At 70.0% G+C, this 24,056-nt stretch carries 24 protein-coding genes; 12 read left to right on the top strand and 12 right to left on the bottom strand.

Going from position 1 to position 24,056, the window contains the following annotated elements; all coding sequences use genetic code 11:
• Positions 1-146: 146 nt before the first annotated feature.
• The 7 genes from rapZ to tpiA all read left to right on the top strand — a co-directional run bounded on the left by rapZ (position 147) and on the right by tpiA (position 7,014).
• Complete coding sequence (rapZ, locus tag HPY32_RS38130) at positions 147-1,139, top strand: RNase adapter RapZ (protein WP_082871382.1); 993 nt, start codon at positions 147-149, stop codon at positions 1,137-1,139.
• A complete protein-coding gene (locus HPY32_RS38125; RefSeq protein WP_067588262.1) occupies positions 1,136-2,182 on the top strand; it encodes a gluconeogenesis factor YvcK family protein in 1,047 nt (348 codons plus the stop codon). Before rapZ ends, HPY32_RS38125 begins: the two co-directional genes overlap by 4 nt.
• Entirely contained in the window at positions 2,173-3,156 is a 984-nt protein-coding gene (gene whiA, locus HPY32_RS38120; protein WP_067588264.1) for a DNA-binding protein WhiA, read from the top strand. The genes HPY32_RS38125 and whiA overlap by 10 nt, the downstream gene beginning before the upstream one ends.
• A gap of 196 nt (positions 3,157-3,352) precedes the next feature.
• Positions 3,353-3,814 carry a hypothetical protein gene (locus HPY32_RS38115; protein WP_156674460.1) on the top strand — a complete coding sequence of 154 codons (462 nt, stop codon included), beginning with the start codon at positions 3,353-3,355 and terminating at the stop codon, positions 3,812-3,814.
• Positions 3,815-3,989: 175 nt separating this feature from the next.
• Positions 3,990-5,009, top strand: a complete 1,020-nt coding sequence (gene gap, locus HPY32_RS38110) for a type I glyceraldehyde-3-phosphate dehydrogenase (RefSeq protein WP_067588268.1) — start codon at positions 3,990-3,992, stop codon at positions 5,007-5,009.
• A 4-nt stretch (positions 5,010-5,013) separates the two neighbouring features.
• Positions 5,014-6,225 carry a phosphoglycerate kinase gene (locus HPY32_RS45305; protein WP_067588270.1) on the top strand — a complete coding sequence of 404 codons (1,212 nt, stop codon included), beginning with the start codon at positions 5,014-5,016 and terminating at the stop codon, positions 6,223-6,225.
• 3 nt (positions 6,226-6,228) lie between these two features.
• On the top strand, positions 6,229-7,014 hold the full coding sequence (gene tpiA / locus HPY32_RS45300; RefSeq protein ID WP_067588271.1) for a triose-phosphate isomerase: 786 nt from the start codon (positions 6,229-6,231) through the stop codon (positions 7,012-7,014).
• Between the two features lie 66 nt (positions 7,015-7,080).
• On the opposite strand, the gene HPY32_RS38095 is transcribed toward tpiA, so the two are convergent.
• On the bottom strand, positions 7,081-7,893 hold the full coding sequence (locus tag HPY32_RS38095; protein ID WP_067588272.1) for an SAM-dependent methyltransferase: 813 nt from the start codon (positions 7,891-7,893) through the stop codon (positions 7,081-7,083).
• Positions 7,894-8,058: 165 nt separating this feature from the next.
• Here HPY32_RS38095 and HPY32_RS38090 point away from each other — a divergent pair, with 165 nt between their 5' ends.
• The gene (locus HPY32_RS38090; RefSeq protein WP_231951642.1) at positions 8,059-9,204 is read left to right on the top strand and encodes a cytochrome P450; all 1,146 of its coding nucleotides are present in this window, start codon (positions 8,059-8,061) and stop codon (positions 9,202-9,204) included.
• Between the two features lie 88 nt (positions 9,205-9,292).
• Here HPY32_RS38090 and HPY32_RS38085 read toward each other — a convergent pair whose 3' ends face one another.
• Both HPY32_RS38085 and HPY32_RS38080 read right to left on the bottom strand, forming a co-directional pair.
• Positions 9,293-11,491: a thiamine pyrophosphate-dependent enzyme gene (locus HPY32_RS38085; RefSeq protein WP_373686710.1), complete on the bottom strand. Its 2,199-nt coding sequence runs from the start codon at positions 11,489-11,491 to the stop codon at positions 9,293-9,295.
• Positions 11,492-11,532: 41 nt separating this feature from the next.
• Positions 11,533-12,315 (bottom strand): META domain-containing protein, encoded by a 783-nt coding sequence (locus HPY32_RS38080; protein WP_067588275.1) that lies wholly within the window; start codon positions 12,313-12,315, stop codon positions 11,533-11,535.
• Between the two features lie 113 nt (positions 12,316-12,428).
• Here HPY32_RS38080 and secG point away from each other — a divergent pair, with 113 nt between their 5' ends.
• Together secG and HPY32_RS38070 are read left to right on the top strand one after the other, a co-directional pair.
• A complete protein-coding gene (gene secG, locus HPY32_RS38075; protein ID WP_067588276.1) occupies positions 12,429-12,662 on the top strand; it encodes a preprotein translocase subunit SecG in 234 nt (77 codons plus the stop codon).
• A gap of 14 nt (positions 12,663-12,676) precedes the next feature.
• Positions 12,677-13,504 (top strand): LysR family transcriptional regulator, encoded by an 828-nt coding sequence (locus tag HPY32_RS38070; RefSeq protein WP_231951643.1) that lies wholly within the window; start codon positions 12,677-12,679, stop codon positions 13,502-13,504.
• Positions 13,505-13,508: 4 nt separating this feature from the next.
• Here the strand turns inward: HPY32_RS38070 and HPY32_RS38065 are convergent, their stop codons facing one another.
• Positions 13,509-14,105 (bottom strand): ArsR/SmtB family transcription factor, encoded by a 597-nt coding sequence (locus HPY32_RS38065; RefSeq protein WP_171983259.1) that lies wholly within the window; start codon positions 14,103-14,105, stop codon positions 13,509-13,511.
• A gap of 74 nt (positions 14,106-14,179) precedes the next feature.
• Here HPY32_RS38065 and HPY32_RS38060 point away from each other — a divergent pair, with 74 nt between their 5' ends.
• On the top strand, positions 14,180-14,554 hold the full coding sequence (locus tag HPY32_RS38060; RefSeq protein WP_067588282.1) for a hypothetical protein: 375 nt from the start codon (positions 14,180-14,182) through the stop codon (positions 14,552-14,554).
• Between the two features lie 28 nt (positions 14,555-14,582).
• Here the strand turns inward: HPY32_RS38060 and HPY32_RS38055 are convergent, their stop codons facing one another.
• Complete coding sequence (locus HPY32_RS38055; protein ID WP_067588284.1) at positions 14,583-15,434, bottom strand: SDR family NAD(P)-dependent oxidoreductase; 852 nt, start codon at positions 15,432-15,434, stop codon at positions 14,583-14,585.
• Positions 15,435-15,488: 54 nt separating this feature from the next.
• Here HPY32_RS38055 and HPY32_RS38050 point away from each other — a divergent pair, with 54 nt between their 5' ends.
• Positions 15,489-16,448: an alpha/beta fold hydrolase gene (locus tag HPY32_RS38050; protein WP_156674461.1), complete on the top strand. Its 960-nt coding sequence runs from the start codon at positions 15,489-15,491 to the stop codon at positions 16,446-16,448.
• Here the strand turns inward: HPY32_RS38050 and HPY32_RS38045 are convergent.
• From HPY32_RS38045 to tkt, 7 genes are all read right to left on the bottom strand, one after another.
• Complete coding sequence (locus HPY32_RS38045; protein WP_067588286.1) at positions 16,445-16,990, bottom strand: nitroreductase family protein; 546 nt, start codon at positions 16,988-16,990, stop codon at positions 16,445-16,447. The genes HPY32_RS38050 and HPY32_RS38045 overlap by 4 nt on opposite strands.
• Positions 16,991-17,058: 68 nt before the next feature.
• Positions 17,059-17,409, bottom strand: coding sequence for a hypothetical protein (locus tag HPY32_RS38040; RefSeq protein ID WP_067588288.1), 351 nt, complete (start codon positions 17,407-17,409; stop codon positions 17,059-17,061).
• A gap of 41 nt (positions 17,410-17,450) precedes the next feature.
• Positions 17,451-18,185 carry a 6-phosphogluconolactonase gene (pgl, locus tag HPY32_RS38035; protein ID WP_067588291.1) on the bottom strand — a complete coding sequence of 245 codons (735 nt, stop codon included), beginning with the start codon at positions 18,183-18,185 and terminating at the stop codon, positions 17,451-17,453.
• On the bottom strand, positions 18,178-19,086 hold the full coding sequence (gene opcA, locus HPY32_RS38030; protein WP_195115438.1) for a glucose-6-phosphate dehydrogenase assembly protein OpcA: 909 nt from the start codon (positions 19,084-19,086) through the stop codon (positions 18,178-18,180). The genes pgl and opcA overlap by 8 nt, the downstream gene beginning before the upstream one ends.
• A complete protein-coding gene (gene zwf / locus HPY32_RS38025) occupies positions 19,083-20,645 on the bottom strand; it encodes a glucose-6-phosphate dehydrogenase (RefSeq protein ID WP_067588294.1) in 1,563 nt (520 codons plus the stop codon). Before zwf ends, opcA begins: the two co-directional genes overlap by 4 nt.
• A gap of 5 nt (positions 20,646-20,650) precedes the next feature.
• Complete coding sequence (tal, locus tag HPY32_RS38020) at positions 20,651-21,781, bottom strand: transaldolase (RefSeq protein ID WP_067588295.1); 1,131 nt, start codon at positions 21,779-21,781, stop codon at positions 20,651-20,653.
• 7 nt (positions 21,782-21,788) lie between these two features.
• Complete coding sequence (gene tkt / locus HPY32_RS38015; RefSeq protein ID WP_067588296.1) at positions 21,789-23,933, bottom strand: transketolase; 2,145 nt, start codon at positions 23,931-23,933, stop codon at positions 21,789-21,791.
• Positions 23,934-24,056 lie beyond the last annotated feature (123 nt).

Raw genomic sequence — 24,056 nt, 5'->3', positions numbered from 1 at the left:
GGACACGCCACGAACGAGCCCGATACATACCGTCGGGACAGGTTGAATCAGTCACGTCTCGGTTGCGCCTGCCGCGTGTATCCCCGATCGGGGGCGTCAGCAGGGCAGGATGATCGAGTGACAGGCAGACACGGATCCGGTAGGACATGACCAGCGTCGAATCGAACAGCAGCGCGGGAAACTCGTCGTCGGCAGCGCACACGCGGCCGGCGGCCGACGCGTCCCGACCCGGCCCCGCCCAGGGGAGCGGCAGCCAGGTCGAGGTCGTCATCGTGACCGGACTGTCCGGCGCCGGGCGCGGCACGGCGGCCCGGGTGCTCGAGGACCTCGGCTGGTACGTCGCCGACAACCTGCCGCCCGAGCTGATCGGCCGGCTGGTCGAGCTCGGCGCGTCGGCCGATCCGCCGATCCGCAGGCTCGCCCTGGTCATGGACGTGCGCAGCCGCTTTTTCACCGGCGACCTGTCGGCGGTGACCGAGGAGTTGCGCGCCGCGGGCGTCGGCACCCGGGTACTGTTCCTCGAGGCGTCCGACGATGTACTGATCCGCCGGTTCGGTTTCGCCCGTCGCCGGCACCCGTTACAGAGCGAGAGCGCCGACGGCACCCTGTCGGCGGGCATCGCCGCCGAGCGGTCCCGCCTGGCGTCGGTGAAGACCGCCGCCGACCTGGTCATCGACACCACCGCGCTGTCGGTGCACCAGCTGCACCGCAAGCTGGAGGAGGCCTACGGCGGCGGGGTGCGCACCGCCCTGCAAGTCACAATCCAATCGTTCGGTTTCAAGTACGGAGTACCGCTGGACGCCGACATGGTGTTTGATGTGCGTTTCCTGCCCAATCCGCATTGGGTACCGGAATTACGTGAGCACACAGGACAGGACGCGGTGGTCAGCGAATACGTGCTGTCCCGCCCGGGAGCCGAAGACTACCTGCGGACCTGCCGGCATCTGATCGACCTGACGACCAGCGGGTACCGCCAAGAGGGGAAGCGATACATGACCGTGGCAGTGGGCTGCACGGGAGGAAAACACCGCAGCGTGGCGATCGCCGAGGCGCTGGGTGAGGCGCTCGGCGAGGCCGGCGCGGGCACGTCCGCCGGGGACGTGGTGCGCGTGGTCCATCGGGACCTGGGGCGCGAATGACCGAACGCCAGACGACGCCCGCGATCGTCGCGCTGGGCGGTGGACACGGGCTGTACGCGACCCTGACCGCGGCGCGGCGGCTGACCCGCGCCATCACCGCGGTGGTGACCGTCGCCGACGACGGCGGTTCGTCCGGGCGGCTACGCGCCGAACTCGGCATGCTGCCGCCCGGCGACCTGCGCATGGCGCTGGCCGCGCTCGCCGAGGAGAACGACGGGCTGTGGGCGCGCACCGTGCAGCACCGCTTCGGCGGCACCGGGGCGCTGGCCGGGCATTCGGTCGGCAATCTGATCCTGGCGGGCCTGACCGAGGTGCTGGGCGATCCGGTGGCCGCGCTCGACGAGGCGGGCCGGATCCTGGGCTGCACCGGCCGGGTGCTGCCGATGTCGCCGACCGCGCTCACCATCGAGGCGGATGTGTCCGGCCTGGAGGCCGATCCGCGGGTGAGCCGGTGCATCCGGGGTCAGGTGGCGGTGGCGACCACGCCGGGCAAGGTGCGGCGGGTGCGGCTGATCCCGTCCGACCCGCCGGCCAGCCCGGAGGCGACCTCGGCCATCGAACACGCCGACGTGGTGGTGCTCGGCCCGGGGTCCTGGTTCACCAGCGTGATCCCGCACGTGCTCGTGCCGGGCCTGCGGGAGGCGCTGGTACACACCCGGGGCCGAAAGGTCCTGGTACTCAATCTGGCTGCCGAACCCGGCGAGACGGCGGGATTCTCCGCCGAACGGCACCTGCATGTATTGTCCCAGCACGCACCGGATTTCGCGGTCGACGACGTGCTGGTCGACTCCGGCTCCGTACCGGAGGGTAGGGAACGCGAACATGTGGCAAGAGCTGCCGAACAGCTGCGAGCGCGAGTAACCTTCGCTGATGTCGCCGAGGCGGGGACGGACCGGCACCACCCTGGAAAGCTTGCCGCCGCACTGGATCAGGTGATCCGGCAACCTCGGCCGGAATCAGCAGGGCTTCGAGTCGAAGGACGGCATCTGGGCCAGCAGGTGCGGTCCGCGTTGGGTGGAAAGGAGCGGGTCTCGTGGCGATGACAGCCGAGGTGAAGGACGAGCTGAGCCGTCTCTCCGTCTCGCAGGTGAGCTCACGCAAGGCGGAACTGTCGGCGCTACTCCGGTTCGCCGGCGGCCTGCACATCGTCGGCGGCAGAGTGATCGTCGAAGCCGAGGTCGACATGGGCTCGATCGCTCGGCGGTTGCGCCGGGAGATCTTCGAGCTGTACGGCTACGGGTCGGATGTGCACGTCCTCGGCGCGGGCGGGCTGCGCAAGACCTCCCGGTACGTGGTGCGGGTGTCCAAGGAGGGCGAGGCGTTGGCCCGCCAGACCGGTCTGCTCGATGTGCGCGGCCGCCCGGTGCGCGGGCTGCCCGCGCAGGTGGTCGGCGGCAGCATCGCCGACGCCGAGGCCGCCTGGCGCGGGGCGTTTCTCGCACACGGCTCGCTGACCGAGCCGGGGCGCTCCTCGGCGCTGGAGGTGAGCTGCCCGGGGCCCGAGGCGGCGCTGGCGCTGGTCGGCGCGGCGCGGCGGATGGGCATCTCGGCCAAGGCCCGCGAGGTGCGCGGCACCGATCGGGTGGTGGTGCGCGACGGCGAGGCCATCGGCGCGCTGCTCACCCGGATGGGCGCGCAGGACACCCGGCTCACCTGGGAGGAGCGGCGCATGCGCCGCGAGGTGCGCGCCACGGCCAACCGCCTGGCCAATTTCGACGACGCCAACCTGCGCCGCTCGGCCCGCGCCGCGGTCGCCGCGGCCGCCCGGGTGGAACGCGCGCTGGAGATCCTCGGCGACGACGTTCCCGACCACCTGGCCGCCGCCGGTCGCCTGCGCGTCCAGCACCGCCAGGCCTCCCTCGAGGAGCTGGGTCAGCTCGCCGACCCGCCCATGACGAAAGACGCTGTCGCGGGCCGCATCCGCCGCCTGCTGTCCATGGCCGACCGCCGCGCCAAGGAACTGGGCATCCCCGACACCGAATCCGCCGTCACCGCGGAACTACTCGAGGACGCCTGACGAATACCGACCACCCGGTAACCGCCGCCGCGCGAATCCCCTTGCGCGGCGGCGGTTTTCCGTTTCCGGATACCGAATCATCCACAGCCCCCGGGTTATCCACAGCCCACCCCCGCAAGCCCCATCGATGTCGCCCCCATGCGGTAGCTTCGACCCCGCCGAAGCAGTAGTTGCCGAACATCAAGGGGGATCGACGATGACGACATGGGCTCAGCTGGAGGCGAGGGTGGCGGCACTGGAAGCGGACCGAAGCGAGGGGCGGTCGGTGCTCGCGGCAGTCCACGCACTCAGCGCCAAGATGGACGCGAGATTGGGAAGCCTCGACGCGAAGGTCGACATGCACCACGAGGAGAACGGGCGGCGGTTCGACGCGTTGGAGACGAAGGTCGACGGACTGGGTACGAAGGTCGACACCTTGGAGGTGAAGGCCGAGGTGCAGCGGAATGTGACCAATGCGTTGGGGCAGCGGACCTGGGAGATGTCGAAGAAGCTGGACGAGCACATTGCCAAGTGCGACGCGACCAACGAGCGCCTGTTCGGCGAGATCGCGATACTGCGGGGCGGTCAGCGGTCGTTGGACGAGTCGAACGCCGAGCTGAAAGACCTTATGCTGCAGGTGCTCGATCGCGGTACCCGAACCGAATTCGGTGGCGAGTGAGGTCACCGAGGCCATAGTGCGCCGGTCCGGCCCGGGTATCCGCGGGCCGGACCGGACGGCTCGGGTCACACCGGGTACTCCATTGTGAGCAGGGGCATGCTCAGTGCCGTGACAGGCGGGCATTAGGGTGGACCTGCAACGGAACGAATCCGCTTGAAAGCTGAGGAGCGATAACGTGACTGTCCGGGTAGGCATCAACGGCTTCGGCCGCATCGGACGTAACTTCTTCAGGGCGGTCGAGGCGCAGAAGGCGCTCGGCACCACGGACATCGAGATCGTCGCGGTCAACGACCTCACCGACAATGCCACGCTGGCGACGCTGCTCAAGTACGACTCCATCCTGGGCCGCCTGCCGCAGGACGTCTCGCTCGACGGCGACGACACCATCGTGGTCGGTGACCAGCGGATCAAGGCGCTGGCCATCAAGGAGGGCCCGTCCGCGCTGCCGTGGGGCGACCTGGGCGTCGACGTGGTCGTCGAGTCGACCGGCATCTTCACCGACGCCACCAAGGCCAAGGGCCACCTCGCTTCGGGCGCCAAGAAGGTGATCATCTCCGCGCCCGCCAAGGGCGAGGACGTCACCATCGTGATGGGCGTCAACGACGACAAGTACGACGGCAGCCAGAACATCATCTCCAACGCGTCCTGCACCACCAACTGCCTCGGCCCGCTGGCCAAGGTGCTCAACGACGAATTCGGCATCGTCAAGGGCCTGATGACCACGATCCACGCCTACACCCAGGATCAGAATCTGCAGGACGGCCCGCACAAGGATCTGCGCCGCGCCCGCGCCGCCGCGCTGAACATCGTGCCGACCAGCACCGGTGCGGCCAAGGCCATCGGCCTGGTGCTGCCGGAGCTGAACGGCAAGCTGGACGGCTACTCGCTGCGCGTGCCGGTGCCCACCGGTTCGATCACCGACCTGACCGCGGACCTGGCCAAGAAGGCGACGGTCGAGGAGATCAACGCCGCGTTCAAGGCGGCGGCCGAGGGCCCGCTGAAGGGCATCCTGAAGTACAGCGTGGACCCGATCGTCTCCAGCGACATCGTCACCGACCCGCACTCGTCGATCTTCGACGCCCCGCTGACCAAGGTCATCGACGACCAGGTGAAGGTGTACGCCTGGTACGACAACGAGTGGGGCTACTCCAACCGCCTCGCCGATCTGGTCGGCCTCGTCGGCAAGTCGCTGTAAGTCCATGGCAGTCAAGACACTCCAGGATCTCCTGAACGAGGGTGTCGAGGGTCGGGGCGTGCTGGTGCGCTCCGACCTGAACGTCCCCCTCGACAACGGCACGATCACCGACCCGGGCCGCATCGTGGCATCGGTGCCGACCATCAGGGCGCTGGCCGAGGCGGGCGCGAAGGTGATCGTCACCGCGCACCTGGGCCGTCCGAAGGGCGAACCGGATCCGGCGCTGTCGCTGGCCCCCGTGGCGGCCCGGCTGTCGGAGGAGCTGGGCCGCAATGTCCAGCTCGCCGGTGACGTGGTCGGCCAGGACGCGCTGGCCCGCTCCGAGGGCCTCACCGACGGCGACGTGCTGCTGCTGGAGAACATCCGCTTCGACCCGCGCGAGACCAGTAAGGACGACGCCGCACGCGGCAAGCTGGCCCGCGCCCTGGTCGAATTGGTCGGCGAGGACGGCGCGTTCGTCTCCGACGGTTTCGGTGTGGTGCACCGCAAGCAGGCGTCGGTCTACGACGTGGCCAAGCTGCTGCCGCACTACGCGGGCACCCTGGTCGCGGCCGAGGTCGAGGTGCTGCGGAAGCTGACCGCCGACCCGGAGCGGCCCTACGCGGTCGTGCTCGGCGGCTCCAAGGTCTCCGACAAGCTGGCGGTCATCGAGGCGCTGGCCCCCAAGGTCGACACGCTCGTCATCGGCGGCGGCATGTGCTTCACCTTCCTTGCGGCCCAGGGCCTTCCGGTGGGCACCTCGCTGCTGCAGGCGGAGATGATCGACACCTGCAAGGACCTGCTGGACCGCTTCGCCGACGTCATCCACCTGCCGGTGGACATCGTGGCGGCCGACCGGTTCGCCGCCGACGCGGACTCGAAGGTCGTGCCCGCCAACGAGATTCCCGAGGGCTGGATGGGCCTGGACGTGGGTCCGGAGTCGGTCAAGCGGTTCGCGGCGCTGCTCACCGAGGCGAAGACGATCTTCTGGAACGGCCCGATGGGCGTGTTCGAGTTCGAGAACTTCGCCGCGGGCACCCGCGGCGTGGCCGAGGCCATCGTGGCCGCCACCGGTAAGGGCGCGTTCACGGTGGTCGGCGGCGGCGATTCGGCCGCGGCCGTGCGCACCCTGGGTCTGCCGGAGGACGGTTTCTCGCACATCTCCACCGGCGGCGGCGCGTCGCTGGAGTTCCTGGAGGGCAAGGAACTTCCCGGCATCAGCATTCTGGAGGATTGATCCGTGGCTCGGAAACCGTTGATCGCCGGCAACTGGAAGATGAACCTCAACCACCTCGAGGCCATCGCCCTGGTGCAGAAGATCGCCTTCGCGTTGCCGGACAAGTACTTCGACAAGGTCGACGTCACGGTGATCCCGCCGTTCACCGACATCCGCAGCGTGCAGACGCTGGTGGAGGGCGACCGGCTGCTGGTCACCTTCGGCGCGCAGGACGTCTCGGTGCACGACGCGGGCGCCTACACCGGCGAGATCAGCGCCTCCATGCTGGCCAAGCTGGGCTGCACCTTCGTGGTGGTGGGTCACTCGGAACGGCGTCAGTACCACAACGAGGACGACGCCACCGTGCTGGCCAAGACCAGGCAGGCGCTGAAGAACGGCATCACCCCGATCGTGTGCATCGGTGAGGGCCTCAACATCCGCGAGTCGCAGACCCATGTGCAGTACAACCTCGAGCAGCTGCGGGGTTCGCTGAAGGGCCTGAGCGCGGAGGAGATCGCGAAGGTCGTCATCGCCTACGAACCGGTGTGGGCCATCGGCACCGGCCGGGTCGCCACCCCCGCCGACGCGCAGGAGGTGTGCGGGGCGCTGCGCGCCGAACTGGCCGAGCTGGCCTCCCCGGAGGTCGCGGCCACCGTCCGCGTGCTGTACGGCGGTTCGGTGAACGCCAAGAACGTCGGCGAGCTGGTCGCGCAGACCGATATCGACGGCGCTCTCGTCGGCGGCGCATCGCTCAAGGGCGACGAGTTCGCCACCCTGTCCGCGATCGCCGCGGGCGGCCCACTGCCCTGATGGCGTAATGCGCTGAGGCACAGGCAAAGTCGGCCCGGTACCGCACTGCGGTACCGGGCCGACTGATCACGGAATCCGCGCCACCGCCCCCAGCATCGACACCGCCTCGGGCCGGGGATGGGCCTTCCAGCCCTCCGGCCGCCAGGTCATGATCGAGCCGATGCCCGGTGGCACCAGCTCGTAGCCGTCGAAGAAGCGGCTGAACTCCGCGGTGGAGCGGAGCTGGAACGGGATGCCGCTGCGCTGGTTGGCCTCTTCGCTCTCGACCAGTTCCTCCTCGGTGAGGTGGTCGCTGGTGGCGTGGCTCATGACCAGGTAGCTGCCGGAGGGCAGCGCGTCCGACAGCCGCCGGACCTTCTCGTACGGGCGCTCCTCGTCGACGACGAAATGCATGACCGCGGCCAGGATCAGGGCCACCGGCCGGGTGAAGTCGAGGGTCTCGATCACCTCGGGCCGGGACAGGATGTCCTCCGGATCGCGCACATCGGCCTCGACATAGGCCGTGCGGCCGTCGGCTGTGCTGTCGAGCAGGCTGCGGGCGTGGATGGCCACGATCGGATCGTTGTCGACGTACACGATGCGCGATGCGGGCGCGATGTCCTGGGCGATCTCGTGCACGTTCCCCACCGTCGGCAGGCCCGCGCCGATGTCGAGGTACTGCCGGATGCCCGCCTCACCGGCCAGGAAGGTCACCACCCGGCGCAGAAAGTTGCGATTCTCCAGGGCGGCGAACTGGACCGTCGGAAACGCCCCGGCCACCATGTCGGCCGACTCCCGGTCGGCCTCCCAATTGTCCTTGCCGCCCAGCCAGTAGTCGTAGCGGCGGGCCGGGTGCGGCTTGGTCACGTCGATGCCCGGCGGTGCGATCTCGGGGTCCATGATGTCCTCTTTCGTCTCGACTACCGGTTCGGCTCGGCTAATGTCATCCTGTCGGTTCGAAATGTGATCATCCTGTCAGCTCGCGTGGGGAGACCGGTAGCGACGCCGGTCACGCCGTTCGGAAGGCCCGATATGGAATTGCGGTACAGCCCTTACGATTTCGACGTGCACGCGGATCCGTATCCGTACTATGCACGGCTGCGGGAGCAGGCCCCGGTCTACCGGAACGAGACCGACGACTTCTGGGCGCTGTCGCGGCACGCCGATGTGCTGGCGGCGCTGCGCGATTCGGACCGCTTCTCCAGCGCCAACGGCATGCGGATGGAGCCGATGTTCTGGGGTCCGCAGGCCGCGCGGTTCTTCTCGTTCGTGGCCATGGATCCGCCCGAGCACACCCGGCTGCGCGGGCTGGTGCAGCGGGCGTTCACCCAGCCGCGGGTGCAGGCGCTGGAGCCGCGGCTGCGCGAGATCGCCCGCGGCCTGCTCGACCCGCTGATCGAGCGGGGCAGCTTCGATCTGATGTCGGAGTTCGCGGCCCCGTTCCCGACCGAGGTGATCTGTGAGCTGGTCGGGGTGCCGGAGACGGACCGGGAGCGAATCCGCAAGATCGGCATGCAGATCATGTACACCGAGGAGCAGTCCACCGATCTGCGCCCGGAGGCCGTGCAGGCGATCGGCGAACTGGTCGGCTACTACACCGAGCTGACCGTCGAACGCGCCCGCAATCGCGGGGACGACCTGCTGTCGGGCCTGCTCGATGCGGCCGACGGCGACGACCGGCTCACCCCCGAGGAGATCGTGGGCGTGCTGATCCTGCTGGTGGGCGCGGGTGTCGAGACCGTGATGCTGACCCTCGGCAACCTCTGGCACACCGCCTGGCACCATCCCGAGCAGCGGCGCGCGGCCTTCGGTGGGCGCGTCGATGACTGGATCGCGGAGGGCATGCGGTACGACCCGGCGACCCAGACCCACCTGCGCACCACCACCGAAGCGGTCGAGTTGCACGGGGTCACCATACCGTCCGGGGCCCGCATGCTGCTGGTCGCCGGTTCCGCCAACCGGGACCCGGAGGTGTTCGACCGCCCCGACGTATTCGACCTGGACCGCGACACCCGCGCCTCGCTGGTCTACGGCAGCGGCCGCCACCACTGCCTGGGCTCGAACCTCGGCGCCCTGGAACTCCGCATAGCCCTCGAGGAAATCACCACCCGCATCAGCGATTACGACATCGACCCCAACGCCCTCCGCCGCATCCACTCCTCCAACAACCGCGGCTTCGCAGCACTACCGACTACGGTCACCCCGCGGTGACAAACCCTGGCCCCGGCCAAAAGCGTGCCGGGGCCAGGGATGAACCGTGTGCCGGGGCAGGGATGAACCACGCCGGGACCGGGAATGGTCAGGGGGTGTGGTCTCCTTCTGCCAGGAGTTTTCCGGCGGCGGCTTCGATGGTGGGGTCGTCGAGGAGGACTGTGGCGGTGGCGGGGCCCAGGGGGACGAAGCTGTCGGCGCTGGTTACTCGGGTGATGGGGCCGTCGAAGCCGGCGTCGAGGAGGGCGGCGGTGATCGATTCGGAGACGCCGCCGCTGCGGCGGGTTTCGTCGGCGATCAGGACGCGGCCGGTGGCGCGGGCGTGGTGCAGGAGGTCGTCGACGGGGAGGGGGGCGAGCCAGCGGAGGTCGACGACGCGGGCATCGATGCCGCGGTCGGCGAGGCGGCGGGCGGCGCGCAGGCTCATCGGGACGCCGTTGGCGAAGGAGACGATGGTGAGGTCGCCGCCGTCGCCGTAGACCCGGGCGCGGCCGATGTCGACGGTGTCCCCGTCGGGTGCGGCGAGCCAGCCGTCGTCGCCGGGCGCGTACAGGTCGCGGGTGTGATACAGCGCGATCGGCTCCAGGAACACGCACACCCGCCCGTCCACCCGGGCCGCCGACACGCAGGTGCGCAGCAGGGCCGCGGCGTCGTCGGCGCGGGCGGGGGCGGCGACCACCACGCCCGGGATATCGCGCAGCGCCGCAACGGAATTGTCGTTGTGGAAGTGCCCGCCGAACCCCTTCTGATACGCGAAGCCCGCGATCCGCACCACCATCGGGTTGCGGTAGCGCCCCCCGGAGAAGAATTGCAGCGTGGCCGCCTCGCCCCGGATCTGGTCGATCGCATTGTGCACGTAGGCCAGATACTGGATCTCCGGAATCGGCACGAACCCGGCCAGCCCGGCCCCGAGGGCGGTCCCGAGCAGGCTCTGCTCGTCCAGCAGCGTGTCGAAAACCCGTCGGCGGCCGAAGGTTTTCTGTAACCCCTTGGTCACGCCGTACACCCCGCCCTTGCGCCCGACATCCTCGCCGAACACCAGCAGGTCGCCGTCGCGCTCCAGCAGCTCGCCCAGCGTGTGATTGACCGACTGCGCGAGCGTCATCGGAACCTGTTCGTGCGCACCGGGATTCGCCGCCGACCGGGTCGCATCGGCGCGCACCCGGTCCGGATGGTGCGGCGCGAGCGGCGCGGTGACCGCCGCGGCCGAGTCGAGTTTCGCCGCGCCGGAGACCTTTTCGGCGGTCTCGGCGACCTGTGCGCCGATCGCGTCGTAGTGGGCCAGCACCTCCTCCGGCGTGGCCACCCCGGCGGTGACCAGCAGCCGCGCCGTGGCCGCGACCGGATCGCGGCCCATCTCGCCGGTGATGTCGGTGGCGCGGCGATACGCCGACTCCACATCCGACCCGGCGTGGCCGAGCAGCCGCACGGTGCGCAGCCGCAGAAAGGCGGGCGCTCGATGTTCGCGCACCCAGGCCGCGGCCTCGGCCGCCACGGTCAGCGCCTCGAGCAGATCGGACCCGTCGGCGTCGAAGTAGCGCAGCCCCGGCCGCGACCCGTAGGCGTGCGCGATCCAGTCCGGGGGAGTGGGCACGCTGATGCCGATGCCGTTGTCCTCGCACACGAACAGCACCGGCATCGGCACCTTCTGATACGCGGTGTGCACGGCCGAGTTGATCGCGCCGGTGGCCGTCGAATGATTGGCCGAGGCGTCGCCGAAGGTGCACAGCACGATCGCGTCCGCGGGCCACTCGGTCTGTCGGCCCAGCCGGGCCGCGCGGTCGAGCGCGAAACCGAGCCCCACCGCGCGCGGCAGATGCGAGGCGATGGTGGAGGTCTGCGGGATCACCGCGGCCGGATGCGAGCCGAACACCTTGTGCCGCCCGCCGGAGATCGGGTCCTCGATCGCGGCCACCACCCCCAGCAGCACGTCACGGATCGGGTCGAGGCCGGGCACCTGCCCGCAGCGCCGCACGAAGAACGCGCCCGAACGATAGTGCAGCAGCGCGGGATCGGTGGGCCGGGTCGCCGCCGCCAGCACGACATTCCCCTCGTGGCCGGAGGACCCGATGCTGTAGTACCCGCGGCCCGCGGCCGTCAGCCGCCGCGCGGCCAGGTCGAGGTGTCGGCTGGTGGCCTGCGCCTCGAACAGCGCCAGGACGGTGGACCCGGTGTAGGGGCTGTCCGGGCGGAGGGGGCCGGTGCCGACGTGGCGCGGGCCGGGCGTCGCCGCCACCACCGCGTCCCGGAACCGGCGATCGAGTTCTGCTTCCCGTTCGTTGATCACGTCTCCAATAATGTTGCCTGGCACCGGCGCCCGTCTCGTTTTCACTCGGCGCGCAAGATCAGCCCGGTGTTGTTGCCGGTATTCCTGATGGTCAGGGTGTCGGAGTCGACGTCGAGCCGGGTCTCGCCGTCGAGCGCCTCGAGCACCTGCCGTTCCACATCCATCACCTCGGGCGCGCACAGCATCTTGGTGGTGGCCACGCGGAAGGTGGCGGTGCCGCCGTCGGCGGCCAGGTCGGCGGTGCCGGTCATGCGATTGCAGCCCGCGTCGCCGGTGACCGCGCCGTCCGGTGCGATGGTGAGGGTGGGCAGCACCTCGTCCAGCGTGGTCGTGCGGACCTGCCCGTTCGGGCGCAGCAGCGTGGTGACGACCCAGGTGGTGCGGGTGATCGGCCGGTCGGGCTGGGCGCGCTTCTTGTCCACCAGCGTGACGCTGGTGGTGGTCCCGATCAGGGTGAGCGTGTCGCCGTTCAGCTTCCAGACGGGTGCGGATTGCAGCAGGCCGACCTGCCAGCCGTCGGCGCCGCCGCGGTCGCCCGGACACGCCATCATCGTGGTCGCCAATCCCGTCACCCGCAGCACCGGGCCGTCGAAGGTGACCGGGCCGCTGCTGGCGTTGCAGCCCGCCTCGGCCGACACCCGCCCGTCGGCGAAGGTCAAGGTCAGCGGGCCGCCACCGGGAATCGGCGGCCCGATGACCCTGGTGGAGACGAAGGTTCGCCCCATCGGGGTCTGCGCCGCCGCCACGGGATGCTGGGTGGTGCAGGCGGCGGCCAATCCGGCCGCGGCCAGCATCCAAACCACGCGCAGCAGGTTTGCCGACATGTCGCGATCCTACCGACGACCGGCCTCGACGCCCGGTAGCTCGGACCGGCCTGCCCGGCGCGGCCGATCACCTGATGCGGGTCCGGGCGCGGGCACCGCTTAAACTGTCGCCCATGCGCATGTTCCTGGATATCCTCCTGGTCGTCACCAGCGTCCTGCTGGTGCTGCTCGTGCTGCTGCATCGGGCGAAGGGCGGGGGCCTGTCCAGCCTGTTCGGCGGTGGTGTGCAAGCCAGCCTGTCCGGTTCGACCGTGGTGGAGAAGAACCTCGACCGGATCACGATCTTCGTCGGCCTGATCTGGATCATCGCCATCCTCGGCATCGGCTTCGAGATCAAGTTCGCCTGATCGCCGCCGCGGATGTGGAACTGCGTCATCTGCGCGCCTACCTGGCGCTGTGCGAGGAGCGGAACTACACCCGCGCCGCGCATCGCCTGCATCTGACCCAGCCCTCGCTCACCCGCACCATCCAGCAGCTCGAGCGGCTGCTCGACTGCCGACTCGTGGAGCGCAGTTCCCGGCGGTTCGAGCTGACCGACGACGGTGCGCGGTTCCTGACGCACGCCCGCCGCATCGTCGGCGACCTCGATACCGTCGTCGCGGATCTGCACCTGCGGTCGGTGGTGGCGGTGGGTTTCTCCTGGCTGCTGCCGGACACCTGGTTCGCGACCGCACGCACCCGGTTCGAGGAGCTCGGCGGGCGGGTGCAGATCCACCGGGTGGACGATCCGGTCGCGGCGCTGCTCGGCGGGCGGGTGGATATCGCCCTGTACCGCAAGCGGATTCGGCTGCCGCGCACGCTGGCGGCGCGGCGGATCTGCACCGAGCGCCGGGTGCTGGCGGTCTCGACCCGATCGCGGCTGGCGGAGGCGGGCGTGCCGCGCTGGCAGGAGCTGGCGCGATATCCGTTGGTGGTCAACACCGTTTCCGGGACCACGGACGAAACCTCCTGGGAGTCGGCCGAATCCGGCCGCGAGATCGTCACCTGCACCAACTTCGACGAATGGATCGAGCTCATCGCGGCCGACCGCGGCATCGGCGTCGTGCCCGAACTCGCCCGCGCCCGCGCACCGCATCCGGGCGTGACCTACATCGACGTGCCCGATGCCCCGCCCTCGCACGTCTACCTGGCCTGGCGGGTCAAGCCCGTGCCCGCCCGCTCGGTGCAGCGTTTCCTCGAGGTGGCCTGAGCCGTTACTCCGTGTCCTCGGGCACCGCGAACAGGCGCACCGCCATCGGGCGCGCGTCCGATGGCGGCACCGCCATCGGGCGCGCGTCCGGCGGCGCGTCGGGGCGCTGGTGGCTGTGCTTGGCGACCAGATCCATGTACTCCTCCATGAACGCCAGCAGTTGTTCGTGGGTCATATAGCAGCCGTGCCGCTGCACCTGCGCCCATCCCTCCGGGCCGGACCACTCCCGAGTGGCGCGCACATAGCGCTGGACATCCGCGCCGATCTTGAGCGTCGCCAGATGTTCGGCGGCGGCGTACTCGGCGGGTTCCATGGTCGCCGGATCGGGGGTGGTGTGGTTGAACGGCAGTGCGCGCCACCAGCGTTCGCGGCCCTGCGACTTCTCCGGGATCTCCTCCACCAGCCGTGACTCGGCGAGCTTGCGGAGGTGGTAGCTGGTGGTCCCGGTGCTCTCGTTCAGCACCTCGGCCAGCGTCGTGGAGTTGGCCTCGCCGTGTGTGCCGAGATGCCGCAGGATCCGGCCGCGCAAGGGGTGGGCCAGGGTCCGGTACAGCGCGGTGCGCTCGGCGCTGGTCCTGTCGTCCGCGACGCGTTTCGCCATGTGCCCGAGGATAGCAGAACATCTTCTGCAAAATTTACTTTGCAGAATTTTGTCTGCAAACGTAGTGTGGCGGCATGCGAACGAAAGGAACCGGGACGCAGTGGATTTCATGGGCACTGGGTGCCTCGGCTGCGGTATTGATTCCCTGGATGGTGCTGCTGAGCTACACGCTGCCGGACCAGAAACGGGTGCGGAACTGGGCCACCGCCTGGGTCGGACTGGATGTGCTGCTCACGCTCGGCTGCCTGGCGACGGCGCTGCTGGCGCGGCGCGGCGACGAGCGCGCCCGGATCGCGGCCGCGGCAACGGCGGCCGTCGCGGTGCTCGACTGCTGGTTCGACGTGACCACGGCGTCCGCCGGGGCCGAATTCGCGCAGGCACTCGGCTCCGCCGCCGCGGAACTGCTACTCGCCGCCGCCTGCGGCTACCTCGCCCTGCGCCCCCGCTGACCGAGAGGGCGAGGGCATGGTGAATCGGTCAGGGGCTCACCGGATTGGCGCGGGGCACGCGGCCGTCGATATCGGTGAAGCCGTAGGCGTCGGCCAGATCGGCTACGCGCCAAGGTTTTCCGGTGCGGGTGTGGCGGTTCGGGTCGGTGGCGAGGGCGACGACGGCGCGGCCGGGGAATCGAGGGGTCTCGGCCTCGCTCAGGTCGAAGGTGCCCTCGCCGGGCAGGGTGATCAGGCGGCGGCCGTCGGGTCCGGGCGGGATCAGTTGCAGCAGTTCGGTGTTCACGATGCCGGGCCAGAGGGAGACGGCGGTCACCGCGGTGTCGCCGAGGTCGTGGGCGAGGTCGGCGGTGAGCCGGTCGAGGGCGGCCTTGGCGACCCCGTAGACGGCATTGTGCGTGTAGTGCGTCGCGCCGGGGGAGGAGACGTTCACGATCAGGCCGTCCGCGGCGATCAGCAGCGGCGCGGCGAAATGGCTTGCCACGTAATGCGATCGGACGCCGACATCGAAACCCTCGTCCCACGCGGCCGGTGGCACCTCCCAGAACGGCTTGCCCAGCCACCGGGCCGAGGCGGGGGAGTTGTAGACATTGTTGACCAGCACGTCGAGCCGCCCGTGCTCGGCGCGCACCTTGCCGAACAGGCCCTTGACCGCGGCATCGTCGCGATGATCGCAGACGTACGCGACGCCCCGACCGCCGAGCTCGCCGATCTGCGCCGCGGTCTCGGCGACCGTACCCGGCAGCCGCCCGGGCGTCGCGGAGCGCCCGGTCACGTAGACCGTCGCCCCGGCCGCGCCGAGCTCCAGCGCGATGCCCTTGCCGATACCCCGGCCCGCCCCGGTGACGACCGCGACCCGGCCGGACAGTATTCCGTTCACGACTCCGGGACATTACCGTGAACCAAGAACGTGTTCTAGTAGTTGGGAGCAGAGGTGGCGCCGACACACCGGTTCGTGGCGACCAACGGCATTCGCCTGCACATCGCCGAACAGGGCACCGGATACCCGGTGGTCTGCTGTCACGGCTTCCCGCACGGCTGGTACGTCTGGCACCGGCAGCTGTCGGCGCTGGCCGCGGCGGGCTACCGGGCCATCGCCCCCGACCTGCGCGGCTACGGCCGCACCGAGGCCCCCGTGGGAGTCGAGGCGCACACCAATCGAGCGGTGATCGGCGATCTGCTCGGCCTGCTCGACGACCTCGAGGCCGAGCGGGCGGCATTCGTCGGCCTCGACTTCGGCGCACAGCTGGTGTGGGAACTGGCATTACGGGCCCCGGAGCGGGTGGCCGCGGCGATCGTGCTGAACAATCCGTACGCGCCGCGCCCGCCGAAGCCGCCGTCGGCCTACTGGGTGAAGGCGGCGCAGCGGCACTTCCTGCACCTGTCGTATTTTCAGGAGCAGGGCGTGGCCGATGCCGAATTGGCCGCGCGCCCACGGGAATTCCTGGCCCGGGTGTTCCATTCGCTCAGCGGCGACTACCACTACCTCGACACCTGGAACAACCCGCCCGGACTCGGCTACCTCGAGGTGCTGCCGCAGGCCCCCACGCTGCCCTGGGCGTGGCTGAGCGAGCCCGAATTCGACACCCTGGCACGGGAATTCGAGCGCACCGGCTTCACCGGCGGCCTGGCCTGGTACCGCGCGCTGGACCGCAACTGGGAGCTGACCGCCGACCTGCCGACCACCGTGGCCGTGCCCACCTACTTCCTCTACGGCGAAAACGACCCGGACATGGAGGGTTTCAGCGGTCGCGACCCGCTGGCGACCCTGCGCGCCCACGTCACCGATCTGCGCGCCGTCGAAAAGGTCCCCGGCGCAGGGCATCTGGTGCAGCTGGAGCGAACGGACGCGGTGAACGACTTCCTGCTCCGCCATCTGCGGGACCTGGACTAGGGCACCCAGGTGAGCAGTTCCGACACCGGCAGCCGCCCGCGCGGCACCGCGGTGGGGGACCGGTGGTTGTCCGCGTCGGTGTAGCCCAGGGCGATGGCGTGGCGCGGCAGCCAGCCGTCGGGCACGCCGAGCAGTTCGGCGGCCTCGCGCACGTTCTCGTCCGGATGCAGGGTGGTCAGGCAGGTGCCCAGGCCGCGGTCGTGCACCACCAGGCAGATCGACTGCGCGATCCGGCCGAGGTCGAATTCGGTGTCGGTGTAGCCGTTGTCCTGCGACAGCAGCACCAGCACCAGCGGCGCCCGGCCCAGCAGCTGGGCGTAGTCGCCGAGCCGGGACAGCCCGGCCCGCAGCCGCGGATCGGTGACCGCCACGAACCGCCACGGCTGCCGATTGCGGGCCGACCCCGTCCAGCGGGCGACATCCACGGCCTGCTCGATGATCACCCGGGGCACCGGGTTCGGGAGGAAGTGCCGCACCGACCGTAGCGTCGCGACCGCCGCGTCCACCGCCGCGAAATCGTCGACCGCCTGTGAATCGCTCATAGCCCCACCGTCGTGTTCGGCCGAAACCTGTTGTCCACCATCATGATGCCGCTCGCCGGGCGCGCTGTTCACTCCGTCTGCGCCCACGCGGCGACCGGCAGTGAAAGATATACGCCGAATTCGCCGAGCCCGGTTGCCTTCTCGATATCGTGATGCAAACGATCCACCCGCTCCTGCCGATTGTCGGCCCGGCTGGCGAACCATTTCGACCGCACCTCGATCACCACGTCCAGCCCGCTGCGATCGAACGGTCCCAGCGCCCGGAACCGGACCTCCACGTCGCCCGGCTGCAGGTCCCCGTCGTACGGCTCCTCCGGGCACTCCACCGCCACCGACACCAGATGCGGTAGCTGCTCACTCAGCCGTCGCAGCATGGATTCCGGCACGGTCGGACTGTGGGTGACTTCGACGAGCGGCACCAAGCCAGTCTATAGATCCCCCCGAGGCAGGGGGCCGGGCCTCAGCGCGGCAGCTTCGCGGCGGCGGGCTCGTCCAGCAGCCAGGTGGTGGTCTCGGTGCCGCGCGCACCGGCCGCCGGAATCTCCGCGGCCGAGGCCCCGGCCAGCGCCGCGGCCACCGCGTCGGCCTTGGCCTCGCCGCCGACGACCAGCGCCACGTGCCGGGCGCGGCGCACGGCGGGCAGGGTCAGGGTGACCCGCACCGGCGGCGGTTTGGGCGAATCCGTCACCGCCACCACCAGTTCGTGCTCCTCGCGGACGGCGTCGGTGTGCGGGAACAGCGAATTGACATGTCCCTCACCGCCCATGCCGAGCAGGTGCAGATCGAACGCGCCGTGCTCGGCCAGGTGCGCGTGCACCGCGGCCGAGTACTCGGCGGCCGCCTCGATCGGATCCGGATACTCGCCGTCGGACGCCGCGACCGGGTGCACGCGGGACGGATCCACCGGCACATGGTCGAGCAGCGCCCGGCGGGCCTGCAACTCGTTGCGTTCGGCATCGCCCGCGGGCACGAAACGCTCGTCGCCCCAGAACACGTCGACTCGCGACCAGTCGATCCCGTCGTCGAACCTGCGGACCACCTCCAGCAGCCCGATACCGGTCCCGCCGCCGGTGAGCACGACCGACGCCGAGCCGCGCTCGGCCTGCGCCCGGGTCACCGCCGCGACGAACAGCGCCGCCGCGGCGGCCACCAGATCGTCTGTGCCCGAATGAACTTCGACCACAGGCTCACTCATAGATCACCCTTTCGATCCCGGCCAGCGCCTCGGCGTACACCTCGTCGGCGTCCAATCGGCGCAGCTCCTCGGCCAGACAGTCCTTGGTCTCCCGCCGCGCCAGCGCGAAGCGCTGCTCCGGCTCGCCGGTGCGGCTCAGCGTCGCGGTGCGGCCGGTCTGCGGCCGGGAGATCGCGATCGACACCGTCGGCCGGTGCAGCTCCACCTTCAGCGGGCCGACGCACCGCCGCACCGGGCAGTCCAACCGCGCGGCCAGCCACCCGGCCAGGATGTCGAGCGCCGGTTCCTCGTGCAGCCCGGACACCGTCACCGACTGCACCGGCTCGAACGGCGGCTCGTCCATCGCCGCGGCCAGCAGCGCCCGCCAGTAGGTGATGCGGCTCCACGCCAGATCGGTATTGCCGGGCGCGTAGGAGCCCAGCCGCTTCTTGATCGTCTCCTGCGGATCGGTCGCGAAGGTGGCGTCGGTGATGCGCCGTTTCGCCAAGCGCCCCACCGAATCCCGCGACGGATCCTCCGGCGCCCCGCGCGGCCACCACGCCACCACCGGGGTGTCGGGCAGCAGGAACGGGACGACCACACTGCTCTCGTGATTGACCAGCTCACCCTGCAGCCGGAGCACTATCACCTCGGCCGCGCCCGCATCCCCGCCGACCCGGATCTGCGCGTCCAGCTTGGTGTCGGCGAACCGGTCGCCGCGCGCGAGAACGATGACCCGGCAGGGGTGTTCGCGGCTGGCGTCGTTGGCGGCGTCGATGGCGTCCTCGGCCTCGGAGCTGTCCAGCGTGCACACCACCAGCGTGAGCACCCGGCCCGTGGTGATGACGCCGTTGCTCTCCCGCAGCTGCACCAGGCGCTTGGCGACGTCGGGAGTGCTGGTGTCGGGCATGTCCACTATCACGGCCGCCGCCATTCCCGGCCGGTGCGGGCCAGCATCTCGTCGGCCGAGTTCGGCCCCCACGTGCCCGCCTCGTACGGCTCGGGCTTCCCGTCCGCGGCCCAGTGCTCGAGCACGGGATCGAGGATGCGCCAGGACAATTCGACCTCCTCGTTGACCGGGAACAGCGACGGCACCCCGAGCAGCACGTCCAGGATGAGCCGCTCGTACGCCTCCGGCGAGGACTCGGTGAACGACTCGCCGTAGCTGAAATCCATATTGACGTCGCGCACCTCCATGCCCGACCCGGGCACCTTGGACCCGAACCGCAGCGTGATGCCCTCGTCCGGCTGCACCCGGATGACCAGCGCGTTCTGCCCGAGCTCCTCGGTCATGGTCTGGTCGAACGGCAGGTGCGGCGCCCGCTTGAACATCACCGCGATCTCGGTCACCCTGCGGCCCAGGCGTTTTCCGGTGCGCAGATAGAACGGCACCCCCGCCCAGCGCCGGGTGTCGACGTTGAGCGTGACCGCGGCGTAGGTCTCGGTGCGCGAGTTCGGGTCGAAGCCCTCCTCGTCCAGCAGGCCCACCACCCGGTCGCTGCCCTGCCAGCCGCCGGTGTACTGGCCGCGCGCGGTGGTCTCGTCCAGCGGCTCCACCAGCTTCGTGGCCGAGAGCACCTTGATCTTCTCGATCTGCAGCTGCCGCGGCTGGAAGCTGACCGGATCCTCCATCGCCGTCAGCGCCAGCAGCTGCAGCAGATGGTTCTGGATGACGTCGCGGGCGGCGCCGATGCCGTCGTAATAGCCTGCGCGCCCGCCCAATCCGATGTCCTCGGCCATCGTGATCTGCACGTGGTCGACGTAGTTGGAGTTCCAGGTCGGCTCGAACAGCTCGTTGGCGAAGCGCAGCGCCAGCAGGTTCTGCACCGTCTCCTTGCCGAGGTAGTGGTCGATGCGGAACACCGTCTCCTCGGGGAAGACCCGATTCACCAGGGCGTTGAGCGCCTGCGCGCTGGCCAGGTCGTGCCCGAACGGCTTCTCGATGACCACCCGCCGCCACGGCTGGGGCCGGCCCGGCTCGGGTTCCGGCGGCGCCGCCAGCCCGGTCCGCGAAAGCTGTTGCAGCACAACCGGAAACGCGTTCGGCGGAATGGACAGGTAGAAGGCGTGATTGCCGCCGGTGCCGCGGTCGTGGTCGAGCTGCTTCAGGGTGGCCGCCAGCTGGGAGAAAGCGGCGTCGTCGTCGAAGGTGCCCTGCACGAACCGGATTCCCTCGGAGAGCTGGTCCCAGACCTCCTGGCGGAACGGCGTCCGCGCGTGGTCCTTGACCGCCTCCAGCACCAGTTGCGCGAAGTCCTCGTCGGCGAAATCGCGACGCGCGAACCCGACCAGCGCGAACCCGGGCGGTAACAGCCCGCGGTTGGCCAGGTCGTAGATGGCCGGCATCAGTTTCTTGCGGGACAGATCTCCGGTCACACCGAAGATCACCATGCTGCACGGACCCGCGATCCGGGGCAGCCGCTTGTCGCGTTCCTCGCGTAGCGGATTCCCCGGTGCGGCCGTCGTTTCCTCGCCGGCCATCGCGGTCAGTTGCTCCCGGTGGTCTTCAGCTCGGCCGCGGTCGCGGTGAGCAGCTCGTCCCAGGACTTCTCGAACTTGTCCACGCCCTCGCGCTCGAGCACCGCGAACACGTCGTCGAGATCGATGCCGACGGCGGTGAGCCGGTCGAACACCTCCTGGGCCTGCGCGGCCGTGCCGGAGACGGTGTCGCCGCGCAGCTCGCCGTGGTCGGCGAACGCCTGCATGGTCTTCTCCGGCAGGGTGTTGACCGTATTCGGCGCCACCAGCTCGGTGATGTACATGGTGTCGGAGTAGTCCGGGTTCTTTACGCCGGTCGACGCCCACAGCGGGCGCTGCCGGTTGCCGCCATTCGACGCCAGCACCGAGAACGTCGAGGTGCGCGCGCCGCCGTCGAACACATCCTGGTAGGCGGCGTAGGCCAGGCGCGCGTTGGCGATGCCCGCCTTGCCGCGCAGCTCCAGCGCCTCCGGGGTGCCGATCGCCTCCAGCCGCTTGTCGATCTCGGAGTCCACCCGGGACACGAAGAACGAAGCGACGGAATGGATCCGGGCGATGTCGTGCCCGGCGATGCGGGCGTTGCGCAGCCCGTCCAGGTAGGCGCCCATGACGCTGCGGTAGCGCGCCACGGAGAAGATCAGCGTGACGTTCACGCTGATGCCCTCGGCGAGCACCTTGGTGATCGCGGGCAGGCCCTCCTCGGTGGCCGGGATCTTGATGAACAGGTTGGGCCGGTCGACGATCTTCCACAGCTCGACGGCCTGCGCGACCGTCTTGTCGGTGTCGAACGCGTAGCGCGGGTCGACCTCGATGGAGACCCGGCCGTCGACGCCGCCGGAGCGCTCGAACACCTCGGTGAACACGTCGCAGGCGGCGCGCACGTCGTCGGTGGTGATGGTGCGGACCGCCGCGTCGACGTCGGCGCCGCGCGCGGCCAGCTCCTTGACCTGGTCGTCGTAGGCGTGGCCCTTACTGAGGGCGCCCTGGAAGATCGTCGGATTGGTGGTGACGCCGACGACGCTGCGGGTCGCGATGAGCTCGGCGAGATTGCCGGACCGGATCCGGTCGCGAGACAGATCGTCGAGCCACACCGACACACCCGCCGCGGACAGCGCCGCGAGATTCTCGTTCTGTGCCATGTCGCTGTTATCCCTTCACCTTGTCGAGTGAACGCTGAGCGGCCTCGACCACGGCATCGGCGGTGAAACCGAATTCGCGGAACAGGGTCTTGTAGTCGGCCGAGGCACCGAAGTGCTCGATGGACACCGACTCACCGGCATCGCCGGCGAAACGGTGCCACGGCATCGCGATCCCGGCCTCGACGGTGACGCGCGCCCGGACCGCGGGCGGCAGCACCTCGTCGCGGTAGGACTGCTCCTGCGCGTCGAACCATTCCACACACGGCATCGAAACCACGCGGGTTCCAACGCCCTGCGCCTCCAGCCTAATCCGGGCCTCGACCGCGAGCTGCAGCTCCGAGCCGGTCGCGATGAGGATCACCTGCGCAGTGGCGGTGGAGGATTCGGCCAGCACGTAGCCGCCGCGGCGGACGCCCTCGTAGCTGGTGCCCTCCTGAATCGGCAGATCCTGGCGGGTGAGCGCCAGCGCGGAGGGGCCGTCGATGTGCGCGGGCTGGGCCGGGGTGAAATGCGAATGCCGTTCGGCGCTTTCGAGTTCCAGCACGGCCCGCCAGGCGTGGGCGGTCTCGTTGGCGTCGCCCGGGCGCACCACATTCAGGCCCGGGATCGCGCGCAGCGCGGCCAGGTGCTCGATCGGCTGATGGGTGGGGCCGTCCTCGCCGAGGCCGATGGAGTCGTGGGTCCACACGTAGATCGCGGGCACCCGCATCAGCGCGGCCAGGCGCACCGCCGGGCGCATGTAATCGGAGAACACCAGGAAGGTGCCGCCGTACGGACGCGTCGGGCCGTGCAGCGCAATGCCGTTCAGGATCGCGCCCATGGCGTGCTCGCGCACCCCGAAGTGCAGGGTGCGGCCGTACGGGTCGGCCTTCCACATGCCCGTGGAGATGGACTCCGGGCCGAAGCTCGGCTGCCCCGGCATGGTGGTGTTGTTGGATTCGGCGAGGTCGGCCGAGCCGCCCCACAGCTCCGGCAGCACCGGCGCCAGCTCGGCGAGCACCTTGCCGGTCGCCTTGCGGGTGGCGATGCCCTTGGGGTCGGGCTCCCAGCTCGGCAGGTTGTCGGCCCAGCCCTCGGGGAGCGTGCGGGCCTGCAGCCGGTCGAACAGCTTCTTGTTCTCCGGGTTGGCCGCGGCCCACGCGTCGAACCGCTCCTGCCAGGCGGCGCGGGCGGCCTTGGCGCGCTCGGCGGCGTTGGTGCGGGTGTGCGCGATGACCGCGTCCTCGACCTGGAAGTTCCGCTCCGGATCGAAGCCGAGGGCCTGCTTGGTGGCGGCCACCTCGTCGGCGCCCAGGGCAGCGCCGTGCGCGGCGCCGGTGTTCATCTTGTTCGGGGCCGGATAGCCGATGATGGTGCGCAGCAGGATGAACGACGGCTTGTCGGTGACGGCCTTGGCGGCCTCGATCGCGGCCTCGATGGCCGTGACGTTCTCGCCGCCGTCGACCTCCTGCACGTGCCAGCCGTAGGCGCGGTAGCGGGCCGCGGTGTCCTCGGTCAGCGCGATGCGGGTGTCGTCCTCGATGGAGATGCGGTTGTCGTCGTAGATCACCACCAGGTTGCCCAGCTGCTGGGTCCCGGCCAGCGACGACGCCTCGGAGGTGACGCCCTCCTCGATGTCGCCGTCGGAGGCGATCACGTAGACGAAGTGGTCGAAGGGGCTGGCGCCCTGCGGCGTCGCCGGATCGAACAGGCCGCGCTCGCGCCGCGCCGCCATCGCCATGCCGACCGCCGACGCCAGGCCCTGGCCGAGCGGGCCGGTGGTGATCTCCACGCCCGGGGTGTGCCGGTACTCCGGGTGGCCAGGGGTCAGCGAGCCCCACTTACGCAGGTGTTCGAGATCGGTGAGCTCCAGCCCGAAACCGGCCAGGTACAGCTGGATGTACTGGGTGAGGCTGGAATGGCCGCACGACAGCACGAACCGGTCGCGGCCGACCCACTCCGGATCGGCCGGGTCCAGGCGCATGACCCGCTGGTAGAGCGTGTACGCCAGCGGGGCCAGGCTCATCGCCGTGCCGGGGTGGCCGTTGCCCGCGTTCTGCACCGCGTCGGCGGCGAGGACGCGGACCGTGTCGACGGCTCTGCTGTCCAGATCGGTCCAGTCGCTCGGATGGTGCGGCTGGGTGAGTGCGCGGATGTCGTCTGTGACTGACACGACCGAGGTTCTCCTGACCTTCTCGTCAACTACAACGGCGGCTTTCGGCTGTACCCACCACCCTAGAGCCCAGCACAATCCCGCGACGCGGGAACCCCGCCCGCTCCGGGCCTCGTGTCGCGG

This window comes from Nocardia terpenica, assembly GCF_013186535.1.
GTDB classification, from domain to species: domain Bacteria; phylum Actinomycetota; class Actinomycetes; order Mycobacteriales; family Mycobacteriaceae; genus Nocardia; species Nocardia terpenica.
The sequence above is the reverse complement of the archived record's forward strand: the minus strand, read 5'-3'. Positions and strand labels throughout refer to the sequence as shown.